The 18,700-nt window shown below is 62.3% G+C and carries 18 protein-coding genes; 16 read left to right on the top strand and 2 right to left on the bottom strand.

Features of this window, described 5'->3' with window-relative positions; genetic code table 11:
* The 10 genes from WN72_RS39580 (at position 1) to WN72_RS39535 (ending at position 8,590) form a co-directional block, all read left to right on the top strand.
* Entirely contained in the window at positions 1-324 is a 324-nt protein-coding gene (locus WN72_RS39580) for a TrbC/VirB2 family type IV secretion system protein (protein ID WP_092220456.1), read from the top strand.
* Positions 324-587, top strand: a complete 264-nt coding sequence (locus WN72_RS39575; protein WP_092220458.1) for a VirB3 family type IV secretion system protein — start codon at positions 324-326, stop codon at positions 585-587. The genes WN72_RS39580 and WN72_RS39575 overlap by 1 nt, the downstream gene beginning before the upstream one ends.
* 10 nt (positions 588-597) lie before the next feature.
* Positions 598-3,039, top strand: coding sequence for a conjugal transfer protein TrbE (trbE, locus tag WN72_RS39570; RefSeq protein WP_092220460.1), 2,442 nt, complete (start codon positions 598-600; stop codon positions 3,037-3,039).
* A complete protein-coding gene (gene trbJ, locus WN72_RS39565; RefSeq protein ID WP_092220461.1) occupies positions 3,036-3,764 on the top strand; it encodes a P-type conjugative transfer protein TrbJ in 729 nt (242 codons plus the stop codon). The genes trbE and trbJ overlap by 4 nt, the downstream gene beginning before the upstream one ends.
* The gene (gene trbK-alt, locus WN72_RS39560) at positions 3,764-4,135 is read left to right on the top strand and encodes a putative entry exclusion protein TrbK-alt (protein ID WP_092220464.1); all 372 of its coding nucleotides are present in this window, start codon (positions 3,764-3,766) and stop codon (positions 4,133-4,135) included. The genes trbJ and trbK-alt overlap by 1 nt, the downstream gene beginning before the upstream one ends.
* Positions 4,132-5,361: a P-type conjugative transfer protein TrbL gene (gene trbL / locus WN72_RS39555; RefSeq protein ID WP_092220466.1), complete on the top strand. Its 1,230-nt coding sequence runs from the start codon at positions 4,132-4,134 to the stop codon at positions 5,359-5,361. The genes trbK-alt and trbL overlap by 4 nt, the downstream gene beginning before the upstream one ends.
* Positions 5,362-5,440: 79 nt before the next feature.
* Positions 5,441-6,124 (top strand): conjugal transfer protein TrbF, encoded by a 684-nt coding sequence (gene trbF, locus WN72_RS39550; RefSeq protein ID WP_092220468.1) that lies wholly within the window; start codon positions 5,441-5,443, stop codon positions 6,122-6,124.
* On the top strand, positions 6,121-7,143 hold the full coding sequence (trbG, locus tag WN72_RS39545) for a P-type conjugative transfer protein TrbG (RefSeq protein ID WP_167381183.1): 1,023 nt from the start codon (positions 6,121-6,123) through the stop codon (positions 7,141-7,143). The genes trbF and trbG overlap by 4 nt, the downstream gene beginning before the upstream one ends.
* Positions 7,140-8,345, top strand: a complete 1,206-nt coding sequence (locus WN72_RS39540; protein WP_092220470.1) for a TraB/TrbI/VirB10 family type IV secretion system protein — start codon at positions 7,140-7,142, stop codon at positions 8,343-8,345. Before trbG ends, WN72_RS39540 begins: the two co-directional genes overlap by 4 nt.
* Before the next feature lie 2 nt (positions 8,346-8,347).
* Complete coding sequence (locus WN72_RS39535) at positions 8,348-8,590, top strand: DUF2274 domain-containing protein (protein WP_092220472.1); 243 nt, start codon at positions 8,348-8,350, stop codon at positions 8,588-8,590.
* A 184-nt stretch (positions 8,591-8,774) separates the two neighbouring features.
* On the opposite strand, the gene WN72_RS39530 is transcribed toward WN72_RS39535, so the two are convergent.
* Together WN72_RS39530 and WN72_RS39525 are read right to left on the bottom strand one after the other, a co-directional pair.
* The gene (locus WN72_RS39530; RefSeq protein WP_092220473.1) at positions 8,775-9,680 is read right to left on the bottom strand and encodes a TauD/TfdA dioxygenase family protein; all 906 of its coding nucleotides are present in this window, start codon (positions 9,678-9,680) and stop codon (positions 8,775-8,777) included.
* Positions 9,681-10,589: 909 nt separating this feature from the next.
* Positions 10,590-11,219, bottom strand: coding sequence for an FMN-binding negative transcriptional regulator (locus tag WN72_RS39525; protein ID WP_092220475.1), 630 nt, complete (start codon positions 11,217-11,219; stop codon positions 10,590-10,592).
* Between the two features lie 1,186 nt (positions 11,220-12,405).
* Between WN72_RS39525 and WN72_RS39520 the strand changes: the two genes are divergently transcribed.
* From WN72_RS39520 to WN72_RS39495, 6 genes are all read left to right on the top strand, one after another.
* Entirely contained in the window at positions 12,406-13,608 is a 1,203-nt protein-coding gene (locus WN72_RS39520) for a cytochrome P450 (protein WP_092220479.1), read from the top strand.
* 92 nt (positions 13,609-13,700) lie between these two features.
* Positions 13,701-15,002: a cytochrome P450 gene (locus WN72_RS39515; protein ID WP_092220481.1), complete on the top strand. Its 1,302-nt coding sequence runs from the start codon at positions 13,701-13,703 to the stop codon at positions 15,000-15,002.
* Positions 14,990-15,298 (top strand): ferredoxin, encoded by a 309-nt coding sequence (locus tag WN72_RS39510; protein ID WP_092220483.1) that lies wholly within the window; start codon positions 14,990-14,992, stop codon positions 15,296-15,298. The genes WN72_RS39515 and WN72_RS39510 overlap by 13 nt, the downstream gene beginning before the upstream one ends.
* On the top strand, positions 15,285-16,130 hold the full coding sequence (locus tag WN72_RS39505) for an SDR family oxidoreductase (protein WP_092220485.1): 846 nt from the start codon (positions 15,285-15,287) through the stop codon (positions 16,128-16,130). Before WN72_RS39510 ends, WN72_RS39505 begins: the two co-directional genes overlap by 14 nt.
* Complete coding sequence (locus WN72_RS39500) at positions 16,130-17,473, top strand: cytochrome P450 (protein ID WP_092220486.1); 1,344 nt, start codon at positions 16,130-16,132, stop codon at positions 17,471-17,473. Before WN72_RS39505 ends, WN72_RS39500 begins: the two co-directional genes overlap by 1 nt.
* A 133-nt stretch (positions 17,474-17,606) precedes the next feature.
* Positions 17,607-18,605, top strand: a complete 999-nt coding sequence (locus WN72_RS39495) for a polyprenyl synthetase family protein (RefSeq protein WP_092220495.1) — start codon at positions 17,607-17,609, stop codon at positions 18,603-18,605.
* Positions 18,606-18,700 lie beyond the last annotated feature (95 nt).

Raw genomic sequence — 18,700 nt, 5'->3', positions numbered from 1 at the left:
ATGCGTCAGCAATTTCGCTTTTTTAGAGGTGCATCGTTGGCCGCCTTCGGCGCGGTGCTTTTGGCGTCGGCGCCGGCGTGGGCGGCTGGCTCGAACATGCCGTGGGAGCAGCCACTTAATCAGATCTTGCAGTCGGTCGAAGGCCCGGTCGCGAAGATCATCGCCGTCATCATCATCGTCGTGACCGGGCTCACGCTCGCGTTCGGTGACTCGTCAGGTGGTTTCCGCAGGCTGATCCAGATCGTGTTCGGTCTGTCGATCGCATTTGCCGCCTCGAGCTTCTTCCTGTCGTTCTTCTCCTTCGGCGGCGGCGTGGTGATCTGATGGATGAACTGGTCACAGGCTTTGTCGTGCCCGTTCACCGCGCGCTCACCGAGCCAATTCTGATGGGCGGCGCGCCGCGGTCGGTTGCGATCGTGAACGGCACGCTTGCGGCAGCCCTTGGGCTGGGATTGCGGCTCTGGATCGCGGGTCTTGTCCTCTGGTTCATCGGCCACATGGCCGCCGTCTGGGCCGCCAAGCGCGATCCAGCCTTTGTCGACGTCGCGCGCCGACATCTGCGTATTCCCGGCCATCTCAACACCTGAGCTCGATAATATGATGAACCTTGCCGAATACCGCCATTCCAACGCGCGTCTTGCCGACTTCCTGCCGTGGGCCGCCTTGGTCGACGAGGGGATCATCCTGAACAAGGACGGCTCGTTCCAACGGACGGCGAAGTTCCGGGGACCTGACCTGGATAGCGCAGTGCCGGCTGAACTCGTCGCCGTCGCGGGTCGCCTGAATAACGCCCTGCGCCGCCTGGGATCTGGTTGGGCAGTCTTCGTTGAGGCGCAACGCCATTTTGCGGGTGCTTATCCGCCGAACACCTTTCCGGATGTCGCGTCCGCACTGGTCGACGCTGAGCGCCGAGCTCAGTTTGAAGAGGCGGACGCTCACTATGAATCCAGTTACTTCCTCACCTTTCTTTACCTGCCCCCCGAGGAGGGGGCCGCCAGGGCGGAGCGACTACTCTATGAGGGACGCGATCGGAGCGTTGGAGCCGACGCGCACGAGGTGCTGCGCGGGTTTGTCGGTCAAACCAACCGCGTACTGCAACTCGTCGAAGGCTTCATGCCCGAATGCGCCTGGCTCGACGATCAGGACACACTGACCTACCTGCACTCGACGATCTCGACCAAGCGTCACCGCGTTCGGGTGCCCGAAATTCCCATGTACATCGATGCGCTCTTGGCCGACCAGCCGTTGACCGGCGGGCTAGAGCCAATGTTGGGCTCAGCCAATCTTCGGGTCCTGACGATTGTCGGCTTTCCGGGCGCTACGACCCCGGGGATCCTGGACGACCTGAATCGTCTGCCATTCTCGTATCGGTGGTCGACCCGGGCAATCATGCTCGACAAGATCGATGCCACCAAGCTTCTGACCAAGATTCGACGGCAGTGGTTCGCCAAGCGAAAGTCGATTGGCGCCATTCTCAAGGAGGTCATGACGAACGAGGCGTCGACGCTGCTCGATACCGACGCCCACAACAAGGCAATAGATGCCGACGCGGCTTTGCAGGAACTGGGGTCGGATCAGATCGGGCAAGCCTTTGTCACTGCAACAATTACCGTCTGGGATCGCGATCCCAATGCTGCCGACGAAAAGCTGAGGTTGGTCGAGAAGGTCATCCAGGGCCGCGATTTCACCTGTATGATCGAGACGGTGAACGCCGTTGAAGCGTGGCTCGGCAGTCTGCCCGGGCACGTCTACGCCAATGTGCGGCAGCCGCCGGTATCGACCCTCAACCTCGCCCATATGATTCCGATGTCGGCCGTGTGGGCCGGCGAGGCGAGGGATCTGCACTTCAAGGGTCCGCCGCTTCTGTTCGGCAAGACCGAGGGATCAACGCCGTTCCGATTCTCACTCCACGTCGGCGATGTCGGTCATACCCTCGTGGTGGGGCCGACAGGCGCTGGCAAGTCAGTGCTACTCGCGCTGATGGCGCTACAGTTCCGCCGCTATCCGAACTCTCAGGTTTTTGCGTTTGACTTCGGCGGTTCAATCCGGGCGGCCGCGCTCGCCATGAATGGCGACTGGCATGATCTCGGCGGTGCGCTGTCTGCCGGAGACGAGAACCCCGTCGCCCTGCAACCGCTGGCCTGGATCGACGATTCCGTCGAGCGGGGGTGGGCGACGGAATGGATCGGCGCGATCCTGGCGCGAGAAAAGCTTGAGATCACCCCGGAGGTCAAGGATCACCTGTGGTCGGCGCTGACGTCTCTTGCCTCGGCGCCGAGGGAGGAGCGCACCCTCACGGGCCTGTCGGTTCTGCTGCAATCGAACTCCCTGAAACGCGCCTTGCAACCTTATTGCCTCGGCGGTCCATCCGGGCGCTTGCTCGATGCTGAATTCGAGCGCCTTGGCGAGGCCTCGGTGCAGGCATTCGAGACCGAAGGCTTGATCGGAACGAGTGCTGCGCCGGCCGTGCTGGGGTACCTCTTCCATCGCATTGGTGATCGTCTCGACGGCCGGCCAACACTCCTGATTGTCGACGAAGGCTGGCTTGCCCTCGATGACGAGGATTTTGCAGGGCAACTCCGGGAATGGCTGAAGACGCTTCGGAAAAAGAACGCGTCCGTTATCTTCGCCACCCAGTCGCTTTCGGACATTGATGGATCTGCGATCGCGCCGGCCATCATCGAAAGCTGCCCAACGCGATTGTTGCTGCCGAACGAACGGGCGATCGAGCCGCAGATCACTGCCATCTACCGCCGCTTCGGCCTCAATGACCGCCAGATCGAGCTTCTGAGCCGGGCAACGCCAAAGCGCGACTACTATTGCCAGTCTCGTCGCGGCAACCGGATGTTCGAACTTGGTCTTGGCGAGATTGCGCTCACATTTACCGCAGCCTCTTCCAAGACAGACCAGGCTGTCATCACGCAACTCATCGCCGAACATGGAGCCGACGGCTTCGTGCCCGCCTGGCTCCAGCACCGTGGCGTCGCCTGGGCCCTCGACCTGATCCCCAATCTCGTCAATCTGGAGAAACCGCTATGAAGCGTCTTGGTCTGTTGGCGGCCGCTGGCACTGTCGCGCTAGTGCTTGGCGTCGCGGTGCCCGCACGGGCGCTGATTGTCTTCGATCCCAACAACTATGTTCAGAACGTCCTGACCGCCGCGCGGGAGCTCCAGCAGATCAACAATCAGATCATCTCGTTGCAGAACGAGGCGCAGATGCTCATCAATCAGGCGAAGAACCTGGCAAACCTTCCGTATTCATCGTTGCAGCAACTGCAATCCTCGATTCAGCGGACCCAGCAATTACTGGGCCAGGCGCAGCGCATTGCCTACGACGTCCAGCAGATCGATCGCGCGTTCTCGACGAACTACGCGCCGGCCGCTGGAAACCAATCCAGCCAGTTGCTCGTCACCAACGCTCAATCGCGGTGGCAAAATACTTACGCGGCAACACAAGACGCGCTTCGCGTCCAAGCCGGCATCGTTGACAATCTCGACACTAACCGCATCCAGACGTCCGCGCTCGTAACGTCAAGCCAAGGCGCTAGCGGCGCTCTGCAGGCAACGCAAGCTGGCAATCAGATCCTTGCGCTGAACGCGCAGCAGCTCGGCGACCTCACCGCTGTCGTGACGGCGCAAGGCCGGGCGCAGAGTCTTGAATCAGCTCAGCGCGCCTCGGCCCAGGATCAGGGACGAGAACAACTTCGGCGCTTCCTGACACCTGGGCAGGGCTATCAATCATCCAACGTGCAGATGTTCCACTAATGACCGACTTAAAGGCATTCAAGGCTTTGTCGCTGCTTACGACAATCGGCCTAGTAGCCGTCGCTGCCTGCACGATTCAGCTGCGTGGCGGAGACAATTCTCCGCCGACACCGAAGGCGGAGCAGACGACCGATGCAACCAGCTCAGACCTCGCGCGCTGCCGCGGCGTCACTCCGGAAGAAACAGCGGATTATCGGCAATGTAAGGGCGTTTGGGCCGAAAACCGGCGACGCTTCTTGGGCAAGAAAGCCGGTGCCGCTGTTCCAGGCCAAGAGGAACCGCCCGTAACGTTGGCGCCCGCCCCAAAAGACCAGAGCCGGATCCCGCAAGGATATCCGCAACCGGTGACGCCCGAGGCGAGCAAGCCATGACGGGTACGGGGATCATCGACCAGTTCTTGGAAACGTTCACGCGTTATATCGATAACGGCTTCGGGCTGCTGCGAAGTGACGTCGGATATCTCGCCACGACTCTTGCCGCGATCGACATTACGCTTGCTGCGTTGTTCTGGAGTTGGGGGCCGGACGAGGATATCATCGCCCGTCTCGTCAAGAAGACGCTCTTCGTGGGCGTCTTTGCCTACCTCATCGGCAACTGGAACAGCTTGGCGCGCATCGTCTTCGAGAGCTTTGCCGGTCTTGGCTTGAAGGCATCTGGCACAAGTCTCTCCGCGTCGGACTTCCTGCGGCCGGGAAAGATCGCTCAAGTCGGACTCGACGCCGGCCGTCCGCTCCTCGACTCGATCTCCAACCTGATGGGCTACATCAGCTTCTTCGAGAATTTCGTCCAGATCGTCGTTCTCCTGTTCGCCTGGGTCGTGGTGTTGCTCGCCTTCTTCATTCTGGCGATCCAGCTCTTTGTCACCCTGATCGAGTTCAAGCTCACGACGCTTGCCGGCTTCGTGCTCATTCCGTTTGGCTTGTTTGGCAAGACCGCCTTCGCAGCAGAGCGGGTCCTGGGCAATGTCATATCCTCCGGAATCAAAGTCTTGGTCCTGGCCGTCATCGTCGGGATCGGATCGACCCTGTTCTCGCAGTTCACCGCTGGCTTTGGCGGCAATCAGCCAACCATCGAGGACGCGATGACACTGGTGCTCGCGGCGCTCTCCTTGCTGGGCCTCGGTATCTTCGGTCCGGGTATTGCAAACGGCCTGGTGTCGGGCGGACCTCAGCTCGGTGCCGGTGCCGCGGTTGGAACGGGCCTTGCTGCCGGTGGCATTGTTGCGGCGGGCGCGGGTCTTGCCGCCGGCGGTGTTGGTCTCGCTGGCGCCGCAATTGCTGGGGCCGCGCGCGGCGGGGGCGCCGTCTGGAGCGGAGCGTCCGCCGCCTATCGAAGCGGAGGCATTGCTGGCGTTGCCGAGGCTGGCGCCTCGGCTGCCATGAGCCCGTTGCGTCGTGCAGCCGCCGCACTCGGCGGAGGTGGGGAAACCGGTGCGTCGGCCGCGAGCACTTCGGCCGAAGGGCAACCCGATTGGGCGCGACGCATGAAGCGTGCCGAGACTATTCGGCACGGTGCATCAACAGCCGGCCAAGCGGTCCGCTCAGGCGATCATAGTGGCAGCGGCTCATCCGTCGATTTGTCTGAAGGAGAGCGCTGACACCTCACCCTACAGCGCCTCAAAATCCGAGCCACCGCACGACTTGAAACCGATCACTCGATACCAGGGGCAACCATCGATGTTCAAACGATCATCAGTACACTACGGGCGAATGCCCGAGCCGACTACGCCTTATCAAAAGGCAGCTCAGGTTTGGGACGAACGCATCGGATCGGCGCGAGTGCAAGCGAAGAACTGGCGCCTGATGGCATTCGGTTGCTTGATGCTTTCAGTCGGTCTCGCGGGTGGACTTGTCTGGCAATCAAATCAAGGCTCGATCACGCCGTGGGTGGTTGAGGTCGATCATCTTGGAAAGGCCCAAAGGGTTGCGCCAGCTAACATCGACTATCAGCCGACTGATGCGCAGATTGCCTACCATCTGGCGCGCTTTATCGAGGATGTCAGGAGCCTACCTGCCGACGGAATCGTTCTGCGCCAAAACTGGCTTCGGGCCTATGATTTTACAACCGATCGCGGCGCGGCTGCGCTCAACGACTTCGCGCGCAACAACGACCCGTTCGCAAAGCTGGGTAAGGCACAAATCTCCGTCGAGGTCTCGAGCGTCATTCGCGCCTCTTCGGAGAGCTTTCGGGCGGCTTGGACCCAGCGCACCTACGACAACGGTTCGTTGAGCTCGACTGAGCGCTGGACTGCAATTCTCTCGATCGTCATCGAGACGCCCCGCGACGCCGAACGCCTGCGCAAGAATCCGCTTGGCGTTTACGTCCGCGCGATCAACTGGTCAAAGGAGTTGAGTCAGTGACCAAGACGCAATTTGACGTCAATTCGAAGCGCAGCAAGCTCAATTCGGCTTGGACCGTGTTCGTGAACTCGAAGCGTGCAGTTCTGTCCGCTATTCTGCTTTGTCCGTCGGCGCTCGGTGGGTGCGCGACCTACATTCCGCCGGAGATCAGCTATGACACCGAAGTGCCTCCGCTATCGGCGACGCCGGTGGCTGTCAACGACAGATCGCGATCGCTTCACGTTCCACCCCTCTGGAAGCCCGCTCTCGGCGGCAAGTCGGGAGAGAAGGAAGATGCTGAACCCGTGAGCCGGGTTGAGACAGCAAATAGCGCAGCCCGGGTCGAACCGCGCAAGCGGGGCTATTTCAACGCGGCGCAAATCTACGCCTACAGTCCCGGCGCGCTCTATCAGATTTACGCCGCGCCGGGGCAGATCACGGATATCGCGCTCGAGGAGGGAGAACAGTTGACGGGATCAGGGCCGATCGCGGCCGGAGATACCGTACGCTGGGTCGTGGGCGATACCGAGAGCGGGAGCGGGGACACACGGCGTGTCCACATCCTGGTCAAGCCGACCCGAGCTTCGATCGAGACCAACCTGGTGGTCAATACTGACCGGCGCACCTACCTGATCGAGCTACGCTCCCGCGAGCGGCCATACATGCCATCCGTTGCCTGGTACTATCCTGAGACGGTACGCGAACGGTCGCGTTCAGCTGCTCTGAAGCCCGTCCTTCCGGATCCGGCGCAGCGAATCTCCCGCTATGCCATCGAAGGCGACAGTCCTCCCTGGCGGCCGCTCGCCGCATATGACGATGGCCGCAAGGTCTATGTCGAATTCCCGCAAGGCATCGTGCAGGGCGAGATGCCTCCGCTCTTCGCCATCGGTCCAGACGGCAAGACTGAACTCGTCAACTACCGCGCTTACGGCAACGTATTGATCGTCGATCGGCTATTTGCTGCCGCGGAACTGCGGCTTGGCGGCGAGCACCAGCAGAAGGTCCGCATTGTTCGGACCGACGGGAGGCCGTCGTCATGAACACCCGGAATGGAAACGATCAGGAACAAGCCGCTCCGCCTGAGACACAAGAGGATCAGTCCAGGAGCTTCCGCTTGAGAGCAGAGCATCCGCGCGTGACGCGATTGTCGCGGAAGATCCTGGCCGGCGGGAGCGCAGTTGCATTACTTGTCATCGGCGGAGCGGTGCTGTGGTCGCTGCAGAGCAATCATCCACGCAATCAAGCGGCCGATGAGCTTTACAGTACCGACCATCACAATGTTGCCGACGGAATTACGATGCTGCCGAAGGACTATGCCGGCGTTCCGCGCCAGCCAATCCCGCAGCTTGGTCCGCCGCTCCCCGGCGATCTTGGTCGGCCGATCCTTGCCGCTCAGGGCCAGTCACCGGCGATCGGCGCCGATCCGGAGCAGCAGCGCCGGGAACAAGAGACCGAGGCAGCCCGCACCAGCCATTTGTTCGCTGCGATCAATGGCGGAGCGCGTCCGCCCGCTGCGGCGGTTGAAAACGACCGAGTCACGCCACCGAATGCAACGAGCACTGGCGATGATGGATCTGCGCAGAACGGCCAGGACCGCAAGCTTGCCTTCGTGAACGCCTCTGTGGACCGCCGAGCGGTAAGCCCTGACCGTATTGCCAAACCCTCTTCACCATACATCGTGCAGGCTGGGACGGTGATTTCAGGGGCGCTTATCACCGGGATCCGATCGGACCTTCCAGGCCAAGTGACCGCGCAGGTCATGGAGAACCTTTTTGACTCACCGACCGGCCGCTTTCTGCTTGTGCCCCAGGGAGCGCGTCTGATCGGGGTCTACGATAGCCAGGTCGCTTTCGGCCAGTCCCGTGTCCTGCTCGTCTGGACCCGGTTGATCATGCCGAATGGACGTTCTATCGTTCTCGAGCGGCAGCCTGGCGCTGATGCCGCAGGATATGCAGGCCTCGAAGACCAGGTCGACAATCACTGGGGTGAGCTGTTTAAGGCTGCGGCACTGTCCACGTTTCTGGCGGTCGGGACCGAACTGGGAGCCGGCTCTGATACCAACAGCAACGACAGCGCAATCATCCAAGCATTGCGGCACGGCGCCTCGGACTCACTGAACCAGACCGGACAGCAGGTAGTTCGGCGCAGTCTCAACATCCAGCCCACGCTGACCGTGCGACCTGGTTTCCCGGTTCGTGTTCTCGTCAATCGCGACCTCATACTTGCGCCATATGGAGGATAGGGATGCCCAAGCTTAGAATAGGAGAGCTTCCAGACGACAAGCCGGTCAAAGTGAGTGCGGAGCTGCCCGCGGCCGTGCATCGTGATCTCATTGCATATGCAGAAGTGCTTACGCGTCAATGTGGTCAACTGGTCGATCCAACTAAACTCATCGCCCCAATGTTGGCGCGCTTTATGGCCACTGACCGAGAATTTTCTAAACTGAAACGTGAAGGCCACGTACCGGCCACCGGCGAAGGACAGTGATGCTCGTGGTTTCCTCGAAGCCGTTGCCCACGCTAAATAGTTGCCAGCACAGCGAAACGTTGCCGAGTTGGCATCAAGAGCTGAGATATGGCGTCGCAAAGTGCTTTCGAGTTTGCCCCGAAACAGCTCCGATTGCCAATTTCTCCCAGTTTTCAGCGCGGGGCGCGGGGGCGTCGACGTGCAGTTATTCGGTCATCTTTCGCGTTACACTGCTCCGGCCATCGACACTGACAGGCACGTCACCCTCGATCGTGGCCCGACGTACGACGCGATGCTGGTCCCCGTAATCGTTGACCGCGTAATGCTGCGTTGCGCGGTTATCCCACAGCGCAATATCGCCCTCTAACCAATTCCAACGCACAGTGTTTTCGGGCGCGGTGATGTGAGACTGGAGCAGATCGAATAGCTTTTGTCCGTCGTATTTGCGGATTCCAATAAAGTGCTTCACCAAGGCGCCGAGCACTAGCGTCCGCTCGCCCGTTTCGGGATGGACGCGTACGACGGGATGCTCGGTCTCAAAAACCGTTCTGGTGAACACCTCGTCAAAATGTTTCTTGTCGACCTCACGGACCCGCGCGATCCCGGCGTAATCGAAGACGTTGCTGTGAACGGCCCATAGGGCCTCGGCAAGCCGTTGTAGCGGCGGCGGCAGACCAAGATAAGCGGCAGCTGTGTTCGACCATACGGTGTCGCCTCCGAACATTGGCATTACAACGGCCCGCAGGACCAAAATCTTGGGATAGGCGTCGGCGAAGGTCCCATCCGCATGCCAAACGTCGGCACGACCGCCGCCGCGAGTGGAGTCCAGTTCGAGGAGCGACGCCATCCCTTTGGTAGCACCGAGCATCGGATGTGGCACTAGCTTTCCGAGACGAGCGGCAAAGCGCTCATGCTCAGCGTCATTGAGATGTCCTTGATTGCGGAAGAAGATCACCTTGTGCTCGAGCAATAAGCTGTTGATCGCGGCGATCGTGTGGTCCGGTAAGTCGCCTGATAGCTTGATATTTTTGACTTCGGCACCGATGCGCGCTGCACGTTTCGCAACATCGGTGCTCGGAATGGCGCCTCCGATCAAAGCGTTTGTGCTCATCTTTGCTTTTCCAAGCCTTTGCAGTTCTTCCTCACCCCTTGGGACAAATGATCTTCAGCAAGCATCGTGCCAAGCAAAACGCAAGTATGTACTCGATCATGGGCAGTAAACGAATCGTGGCATTTGGCACGAGTCACTCGAACTGAGCCAGTGGTTGGGCCGAGTGACGAAAGAACTCGCTCACCGAGCCACCCCTTCGAATGTCGAATCGCGAAGCGACACCAGGAGCGAGCAAACGGCAGGTCTTGAATGGCAATAGATTATGGTGGTCATGAATTATGTAGTCCGGCCCTGCCGCGCGGAAGCGCCCCTCGAAAACAAATCATCCCACGATTGATCCGTTGACGAGACCGAGATTGCGGGCAAGTTCCGTCCCAACTGGCATATCGCTCACTATGACGATGACGGTTCTTTCTGGGGACAAATCATTGGCCTGCATATACAAGCGTCGCGGCTCTTGCTTGCTCATGCTCCTAGACTGAGTTGCGCGGCCCGCAACTCGCTGAGGTGAGTCTCCATTCCAAGTCGTTGTCACTTGTGCGCGAATTGGTTCAACAATGTAATTGCTTCCGGGGGGCGAGATGGAGTTTGCAGAGCGTGAGCATTGCTGCCTCCGCGGCTCTTTTCTGGATTGCTTTGTTTTGAGCAATGGCCATCCCGGGCGGCGCAGGGAGCCGCAGAGTCGAATGGGCTTTCGAAAGTCTGGACGCTTACTATGCGCGTTGTACTGGACCTGACACAGATTGTGCCTCTGTCAGAATACGGACAAGTGTCTGCATAGTGCGGCAAGCCCGAGCTGACGTTTCCGTTCGTGAATTTCGCGAGTTAATTGATGGCCCGACCGCTGGGGTTCGTGAGAGCTGTAGATGTAAGATGGCTGCGGCGCTGCTGGTCATGCACATTTTCGTCTCAGTCCTGAACCAAGATAAGAGCTGCAACTTCCTGGTCCCGTGCCAGTTTGCTCGCCGCTAGGCCGGTGGCGATACCAATGCGATCAGGCGTGGGGCGGTTTTGGCTCATCTTGCGTTTGCCTTGGACCATGGTGATAGGGATGCGCACGCCGACGATTTCACGCAACTGGGCGCCGATGAAATCCGCCGGGGCATCGCTGACGGCCCAGGGCGTCGCACGTGATGTCTCATGGATATTCGTCAGACGCGTCACAACCTCAAGCAGGCGAGTGGGATCCTCGAAGAACTCAATCGGCCCATGGGCGTGGACCGCGATGTAATTCCATGTCGGAACCACATGTTCAGCTTGTCGCTTGCTAGGATACCAGGATGGCGTCACATAAGCCTCTGCGCCAGTAAAGATTGCCAGAGCTTCTCCGATCGGGGCCGTGCGCCATTGCGGATTGCCCTTCGCCAAGTGCCCGTATAGTGCGCCGTGTTCGCCTTCGCTCTCGTCGAGGAAGAGCGGAAGAGGCGTCGCAAGTGGCCCATCTGATGTCGCTGTGACTAGGTTGGCCAATCGGGCGCAGTGGATTGTCGCTCGAATATTCTCGATGTCGTCATCTCGAAAGTGGGTTGGTATGTACATGAAGGCTCTCCGTTGCAGGTCGTCGAGATAGACGCAAGTCGATATGCGAAAAAACTGCCAGTTTTAGTCGCTCCCGTAGAGCTTCTCCGCTTCCTCTTTCGACGTGACGGCTTCGGATTTATTTGGGACACGGGCAATTCCACTCAGCCGCTTCAGTGCGTGAAGCTGCCGTTGGGTTGGTGTTTCCGTAGCTATTTTCCTGCGGGCTGAGCCAGGCATCCATGGACCTTCAGAGCTCGTACCCCGGCTCGCCTGTATGAAGCGATCCGGCAGCTGTCCCTCGACCCGTACCGAGTCGGGTTAGGCGAACCAGTCCTTGATCTTGGCAAGATCGACACCGAGCTCTAAAGCCGTCTTCATCGTCTGAACGCGTCGGTGGGTAGAAGTCGAAGGTGATCGCAACCAACCGGTCATTAAAACACGAGAGTTCCCGTCTATGGACGCCTCGCCCGAGGGCAATCGGCCGAGGAGATTGTCGATTCCATCGCTGACGCGCGATCAGGTTGAGGCCGCGACCGAATACGCCGTAGCGAGGGTGCCCCTATCTCCCGCGGAAGCGGGCGCTGGCAGAGCTAGCCGGCCTCGGGTTCGATGATGAAGCCGAGGCGGGCGAGGTTGCGCCGCGCCGGATTCCGCAACCGCGTATTTCATCGACGAGAACGCGGTTCTTGAGTTTGGCAATGGTGCCAACGCGAACGTGCGCAAGTGGCTTGCAACATGGTCCTAGATTAAAGCGCGCTCTGCGCGAGCGCGGCGCCCCCGGAACAGGAATTCGCCCGAGGGCATCGCCGTGTGCAGGTTCTCGGTCAGCGAGTGGAACGCACCCAATTGTCCTTCGAGCGAGGTCACGATGGCGAGCCGAGCAGCGCATCCCGCTGCAGGCCCGTGTTCTGAGACGCGCATGAGGCCAACCAACATAGGCGGATACCCATCTAAAATAGGTTTCCGTATGGTAGCGCATGGCGACAGAGTTTCCGCATATGTTTTGCGGCACCAGGCGCTTAGCCTAGGAGGCTACTACAAGATTCGGTAGCTGGCTAAAGCCAACTTGACGCCCTACGGTTCGGTTGCCTTCCCCGCCGCATCATCGACCAACAGAAGTGAACGCAAGCGCACGTAAAGTCGGTGACCGCAGCGCCTGTGGGCACCTTGCGCCCCTCCATCGCTTAGAGAGTGAAGTGCTACCGTGTCCGAACAACCCCTGCCGATGCTGCCGATGTGGCGCGTCGATCACATCGAGCCCTCGCCCGAGATGTTGGCGCTGCGCGCCAACGGTCCGATACACCGCGTGCGTTTCCCGTCTGGGCACGAAGGCTGGTGGGTGACAGGCTACGACGAGGCCAAGGCGGCGCTGTCGGACGCGGCGTTCCGGCCGGCGGGAATGCCGCCGACGGCGTTCACCCCGGATTCGGTGATTCTTGGTTCGCCGGGGTGGCTCGTGTCGCACGAGGGGGGCGACCATGTCCGGTTACGCACGCTCGTCGCGCCGGCCTTCAGCAGCCGCAGGGTGAAGCTGCTGACGCCGCATGTCGAGGCGATCGCTGCGCAGTTGTTCGAGAACCTGGCGGCCCAGCGCCAGCCCGCCGACTTGCGGCGCCACCTCTCGTTTCCGCTTCCGGCGATGGTCATCAGCGCCCTGATGGGCCTGCTCTATGAGGATCACGCCTTTTTCGCTCGGCTGTCCGACGAGGTGATGACGCACCAGCATGAAAGCGGCCCGCGCAGGGCGTCGCGCTTGGCCTGGGAAGAACTGCGCGCCTACATTCGCGACAAGATGCGGGACAAGCGCCAGAATCCGGGCGACAACCTGCTGACGGATCTGCTCGCGGCGGTCGACCAGGGCAAGGCGACCGAGGAAGAAGCAATCGGCCTGGCGGCAGGCATGCTAGTGGCGGGGCACGAGAGCACCGTCGCGCAGATCGAATGCGGCCTGCTGGCCATGTTCCGCCATCCGCAACAGCGCGAACGCCTGGTCGGCGATCCATCCCTGGTGGACAAGGCCGTGGAGGAAATCCTGCGCATGTATCCGCCGGGCGCGGGCTGGGACGGCATCATGCGCTATCCGAAAACCGACGTGACCATCGCGGGCGTGCATATTCCCGCCGAGAGCAAGGTGCTGGTCGGCCTGCCGGCAACGTCGTTCGATCCTCGCCATTTCGACGCGCCGGAAATCTTCGACATCGGGCGCCAGGAAAAGCCGCACCTGGCGTTCTCTTACGGTCCGCACTCCTGTATCGGCGGAGAGCTGGCCAGGCTGGAACTCAAGGCGGTGTTCGGTTCGATCTTCAAGCGCTTTCCCGCGCTGCGCTTGGCCGTCGCGCCCGAACAATTGAAGTTGCGCAAGGAGATCATCACTGGCGGGTTCGAGGAGTTCCCGGTTTTCTGGTGATGTGCGGACGCCGCTGGGGACGCAATCGTGTCCGCGGTTTGCCGGCGCACCTGCCTGCATCGCTCAGATCAGCCAGCCAACAGGTAACGAAGATGGACGTGCAAGAAACCACGGCAGCATGCCGGGACGCGTTCGCCGAACTGGCGTCGCCAGCGTGGATCCACGACCCGTATCCGTTCATGCGGTGGTTGCGCGAGCACGACCCGGTGCATCGCGCGGCGTCGGGCCTTTTTCTGTTGAGCCGCCACGCCGACATCTGCTGGGCCCTCAAGGCCACGGGCGATGCGTTTCGGGGACCGCCGCCGGGCGAACTGGCGCGCTATTTTCCGCATGCGGCGACCAGCCTGTCGCTCAATCTGCTGGCCTCCACGCTAGCGATGAAGGACCCACCGACGCATACGCGTCTGCGGCGGCTGATCTCGCGCGATTTCACCATGGGCCAGATCGACAACCTGCGGCCGAGCATCGCGCGGATCGTCGAAGCGCGGCTGGACGGCATGACGCCCGCGCTGGAGCGCGGGGAGGCCGTGGACCTGCATCGGGAATTCGCGCTGGCCTTGCCCATACTGGTCTTCGCCGAACTGTTCGGGATGCCCCAGGACGACATGTTCGGGCTCGCCGCGGGCAACGGCGCCATTTTGGAGGGCCTGAGCCCACACGCCAGCGATTCCCGGCTCGCCGCGGCGGACGCGGCCAGTGCCAAAGTGAAGGCCTACTTCGGCGCTCTCATACAGCGTAAGCGCACCGATCCGTGCCACGACATCGTGTCGATGTTGGTCCTCGCACACGACGATGATGCCGACACGCTTTCAGATGCGGAGTTGATCAGCATGTTGTGGGGCATGCTGCTGGGTGGCTTCGTCACCACTGCTGCGACCATCGACCATGCGGTCCTGGCGATGCTGGCCTATCCCGAACAGCGGCACTGGCTGCAGGGAGACGCCATGCGGGTGAAGGCATTCGTCGAAGAGGTCCTGCGTTGCGACGCGCCCGCCATGTTCAGCTCCATTCCGCGTATCGCCCAGCACGACATCGAATTAGGCGGGGTGGTGATCCCGAAGAACGCGGACGTACGCGTGCTGATCGCGTCTGGGAATCGCGATTCCGACGCCTTCGCCGATCCCGACCGCTTCGATCCTTCCCGGTTCTACGGCACTAGTCCCGGCATGTCGACCAACGGGAAGATCATGCTGAGCTTCGGCCACGGCATCCACTTCTGCCTCGGTGCGCAACTGGCCCGGGTGCAGTTGGCCGAAAGTTTGCCGCGGATTCAGGCGCGCTTCCCCACGCTGGCATTGGCCGAGCTGCCGACCCGGGAGCCCTCCGCATTCCTAAGGACGTTCACCGCGCTGCCGGTGCGGCTGCGTGCGCAGGGGCTGCGATGCGAGTCTTAGTCGACCAGGATCTGTGCGGAACCAGCGGACAGTGCGCGCTGACGCTACCGGGTATTTTTCGCCAGCGCGAATCGGACGGCGTGGCCGAAGTGTGCGGGGCGACAGTTCCGCAGGCGCTGCACGCGGCCGTGCGTCTCGCAGCCAGCCAGTGCCCGGTCGCCGCCATTCGGGTCATCAGAAGCGAAGCTAGCCGTGAGGAGCGCGCCAGCGCCGACAGTGCGCCTTCTCCAGCGGACGCGGAGCGGCATGCCGCGAGAGACCAACGCAATCCAAGAGGACACGATGGGACGGTTTGAAGGCAAGGTGGCCGTGGTGACCGGCGCCGGCGCCGGGATCGGCAAGGCATGCGCCCTCGCAATCGCGCGCGAGGGCGGCAAAGTGGTGGTCGCCGACATCGATGGTTCGGCGGCCACGGCTTGTACCGCCCAAATCGCGGCCGAGGCGGGCCACGCGCTGGCTCTGGCCATCAACATTGCCGAGGCGCAGGCTGTGGCAGCGCTGTTCGATGCGGCGGAGCGGCACTTCAGTGCGGTCGATCTCCTGGTGAACAATGCGGGCGCCATGCATCTGACTCCGCGCGACCGCGCGATCCTCGACCTGGACCTGGCGGTCTGGGATGAGACCATGGCAACCAATCTGCGCGGCACATTGCTCTGCTGCCGGCGGGCCATCCCTGGGATGATCGCCCGCGGCGGTGGCGCGATTGTCAACATGTCGTCGTGCCAGGGGCTCAGCGGTGACACCACGCTGACGTCCTACGCCGCATCGAAGGCGGCGATGAACATGCTATCGGCCTCGCTCGCCACCCAGTACGGTCATGCGAAGATCCGCTGCAACGCGGTTGCGCCGGGTCTCATCATGACCGAGCGTCTCCTGGCCAAGCTGGACGAGTGCATGCAACGGCATCTGCGCCGGCACCAGCTCCTGCCGCGCGTCGGCCGCCCCGAGGACGTGGCCGCGCTGGTGGCGTTCCTACTCTCTGACGATGCTGCGTTCATCACCGGCCAAGTGGTGTGCATCGATGGCGGCATGCTGGCGCATGTGCCGACGTACGCCGACGGTGGAAACAGCCGCGCCGCGCCGCCTTCCGGCGAGACCGCCGAAGCGGCTGCGTCGCCGCGCTGGTGATGGACATGCTGCTCAACCCGCTGAACCGTCGAGATCGGCTGCGGCACGACATCCCGGTCGTGCCCGGCGCTTTCCCCTTGGTCGGGCACCTTCCCGCTATCGTCTGCGACCTGCCGCGCCTGCTGCGGCGTGCGGAACGGACGCTGGGCAGCCACTTCTGGCTGGACTTCGGCCCGGCCGGACACATGGTGACCTGTCTGGATCCGGATGCGATCGCACTGCTCCGCCACAAGGATGTGTCCTCGGCGCTGATCGAAGATATCGCGCCCGAATTGTTCGGTGGAACGTTGGTCGCCCAGGACGGCGGCGCGCACCGGCAGGCGCGCGGCGCGATCCAGGCGGCGTTCCTGCCCACGGCGCTGACCCAGGCGGGCATCGGCGAGCTGTTCGCGCCCGTCATCCGGGCGCGGGTGCAGAGGTGGCGCGACCGGGGCGACGTAACCATCCTGCGCGAAACCGGCGATCTAATGCTCAAACTCATCTTCAGCCTCATGGGAATCCCCGCGCAGGACCTGCCGGAATGGCGTCGCAAGTACCGGCAACTTCTGCAGTTGATCGTCGCGCCCCCGGTCGACCTGCCCGGACTGCCCTTGCGGCGCGGTCGGGCCGCCCGAGACTGGATCGATGCGCGGTTGCGCGAGTTCGTTCGCGACGCGCGCGAACATGCCGCGCCCACCGGGTTGATCAACGACATGGTGAGCGCCTTCGACCGGAGCGACGATGCGCTCTCCGATGAGGTCCTAGTCGCCAATATCCGCTTGCTGCTGCTCGGTGGTCACGACACCACGGCGTCGACTATGGCCTGGATAGTAATCGAGCTGGCACGGCAGCCTGGGCTGTGGGACGCTCTGGTCGAGGAGGCGCAACGGGTGGGCGCGGTGCCGACCCGGCACGCGGACTTGGCGCAGTGTCCGGTCGCCGAAGCGCTGTTCCGCGAGACGCTGCGCATGCATCCGCCGACGCCGCTCCTGGTGCGTCGCGCAGTGCGTGAATTGCGACTCGGCCAACGGCGCATTCCCGCGGGCACCGATCTATGCATCCCGGTGCTGCATTTCTCGACCTCGGCGCTGCTGTACGAGGCGCCTCATCAGTTTCGCCTGGCGCGGTGGCTGGAACGCACCGAGCCTATCCGGCCGGTGGACATGCTGCAGTTCGGGACCGGCCCACACGTCTGCATCGGCTACTACCTGGCATGTCTGGAACTGGTGCAGTTCTGCGTCGCCTTGGCGCTGACCATGCACGAGGGCGGGACGCGGCCGCGGTTGCTGAACGGCGTCGAAAAAGGCCGCCGCTATTACCCGACCGCACATCCGTCCATGACTATCCGCATCCGATTCTCATGAGCTGGGCATCACATGCCCCTATGGTGAGGCAGGGGCGCTGGCGAGGCGCGGGATTGCTGCACTCGGCGCGCGCTCGGTGCGACGCAGACAACACCGCGGCGGCTCGCCTGTCAGGGACAAGGACATGAACAACATGCAGCCCGGCTCTACGCCACAGGATGACAGAAGTGGTGATTCCGCGCTCGGCGGATTGGGCGCGCAGGCGCGGGGCGCATCCGGCGGGCTGCTGCCCGAGATCTGGATGCATGAGGGCGCAAACCGGATCGAACAGGTGCTGGCGCGTCTTCTCTGCGCCCAACACGACGGTGAGACCGAGCTGATGGCGGCGATGCGCTACGCCACCTTGCATGGCGGGAAGCGCACCCGCGGCTTGCTATGTCTGGCTGCCGGCACACTGGCCGACGCGCCGGCGCACATGCTCGATGACGTTGGCGCCGCCATCGAGATGATACACGCCTGCACCCTGGTCCACGACGATCTGCCCGCGATGGACGACGACGTGCTTCGCCGCGGCCTTCCGACCGTGCACGTCAAGTTCGGCGAAGCTACAGCGATCCTGGTCGGGGATGCGCTGCAAGCGCACGCCTTCCTGACCCTGGCGAGCCTGGACGCGCCGGGCGACAACCGTATCGCGCTCGTGCGCGAACTGGCGCAGGCGGTGTCAGCCGAGGGTGCCGCCGGCGGGCAGGCCTTGGATCTGTCTCTGGTGGGAAAGCACGTCGAGCTGGACAGGATCGTGGCGATGCACCGGATGAAGAGCGGAGCGCTAGTGCGCGCGTCCGTTCGCATGGGCGCCCTATGCGCTCTAGCGGAGAATGCCGCGCACGCTGCGCTGTACTGTGCGCTCGATCACTACAGCGCCTGTTTCGGCCTGGCGTTGCAGGTGATCGATGACATTCTCGACGTGACAGCGGATGCCGCGACGCTGGGCAAGACCCCCGGCAAGGACGCGGCGGCGCAGAAGCCGACCTGCGCGTCGATCATGGGACTGCAGGCAGCACGCCAGTTCGCGCTGGATCTGTTGCGCGATGCCGGGGAGGCCATCGCGCCGCTGGGACCGCGTGCGGAACGGTTGGCGCAACTCCTAGAGCGGGCCAACGCGTATCTTTTCAAGCACGCGCCATGCGCATGAGCGCGCCCGTCCGGATGAAGACGCCCTCGTGCCGCTGCGATCGACGGCGAGAGATGCTGCACTTTGTCCGAGTCGCCGTGCCGATCGCAGCGGTT

Origin of the sequence: Bradyrhizobium arachidis (assembly GCF_015291705.1) — a bacterium.
Lineage (GTDB): Bacteria > Pseudomonadota > Alphaproteobacteria > Rhizobiales > Xanthobacteraceae > Bradyrhizobium > Bradyrhizobium arachidis.
This window is presented reverse-complemented; position numbering and strand designations above follow the sequence as displayed.

Bases quoted from the DNA above. Each gene is read 5' to 3' on its own strand.
- WN72_RS39495 (WP_092220495.1), top strand. From the start codon at position 17,607: ATGCAGCCCGGCTCTACGCCACAGGATGACAGAAGTGGTGATTCCGCG.
- WN72_RS39580 (WP_092220456.1), top strand. From the start codon at position 1: ATGCGTCAGCAATTTCGCTTTTTTAGAGGTGCATCGTTGGCCGCCTTC.
- trbL (WP_092220466.1), top strand. From the start codon at position 4,132: ATGACGGGTACGGGGATCATCGACCAGTTCTTGGAAACGTTCACGCGT.
- WN72_RS39515 (WP_092220481.1), top strand. From the start codon at position 13,701: ATGGACGTGCAAGAAACCACGGCAGCATGCCGGGACGCGTTCGCCGAA.
- WN72_RS39505 (WP_092220485.1), top strand. From the start codon at position 15,285: ATGGGACGGTTTGAAGGCAAGGTGGCCGTGGTGACCGGCGCCGGCGCC.
- WN72_RS39500 (WP_092220486.1), top strand. From the start codon at position 16,130: ATGGACATGCTGCTCAACCCGCTGAACCGTCGAGATCGGCTGCGGCAC.
- trbK-alt (WP_092220464.1), top strand. From the start codon at position 3,764: ATGACCGACTTAAAGGCATTCAAGGCTTTGTCGCTGCTTACGACAATC.
- WN72_RS39540 (WP_092220470.1), top strand. From the start codon at position 7,140: ATGAACACCCGGAATGGAAACGATCAGGAACAAGCCGCTCCGCCTGAG.
- WN72_RS39530 (WP_092220473.1), bottom strand. From the start codon at position 9,680: ATGAGCACAAACGCTTTGATCGGAGGCGCCATTCCGAGCACCGATGTT.
- trbJ (WP_092220461.1), top strand. From the start codon at position 3,036: ATGAAGCGTCTTGGTCTGTTGGCGGCCGCTGGCACTGTCGCGCTAGTG.
- WN72_RS39575 (WP_092220458.1), top strand. From the start codon at position 324: ATGGATGAACTGGTCACAGGCTTTGTCGTGCCCGTTCACCGCGCGCTC.
- trbF (WP_092220468.1), top strand. From the start codon at position 5,441: ATGTTCAAACGATCATCAGTACACTACGGGCGAATGCCCGAGCCGACT.
- WN72_RS39535 (WP_092220472.1), top strand. From the start codon at position 8,348: ATGCCCAAGCTTAGAATAGGAGAGCTTCCAGACGACAAGCCGGTCAAA.
- trbE (WP_092220460.1), top strand. From the start codon at position 598: ATGATGAACCTTGCCGAATACCGCCATTCCAACGCGCGTCTTGCCGAC.
- WN72_RS39510 (WP_092220483.1), top strand. From the start codon at position 14,990: ATGCGAGTCTTAGTCGACCAGGATCTGTGCGGAACCAGCGGACAGTGC.
- WN72_RS39525 (WP_092220475.1), bottom strand. From the start codon at position 11,219: ATGTACATACCAACCCACTTTCGAGATGACGACATCGAGAATATTCGA.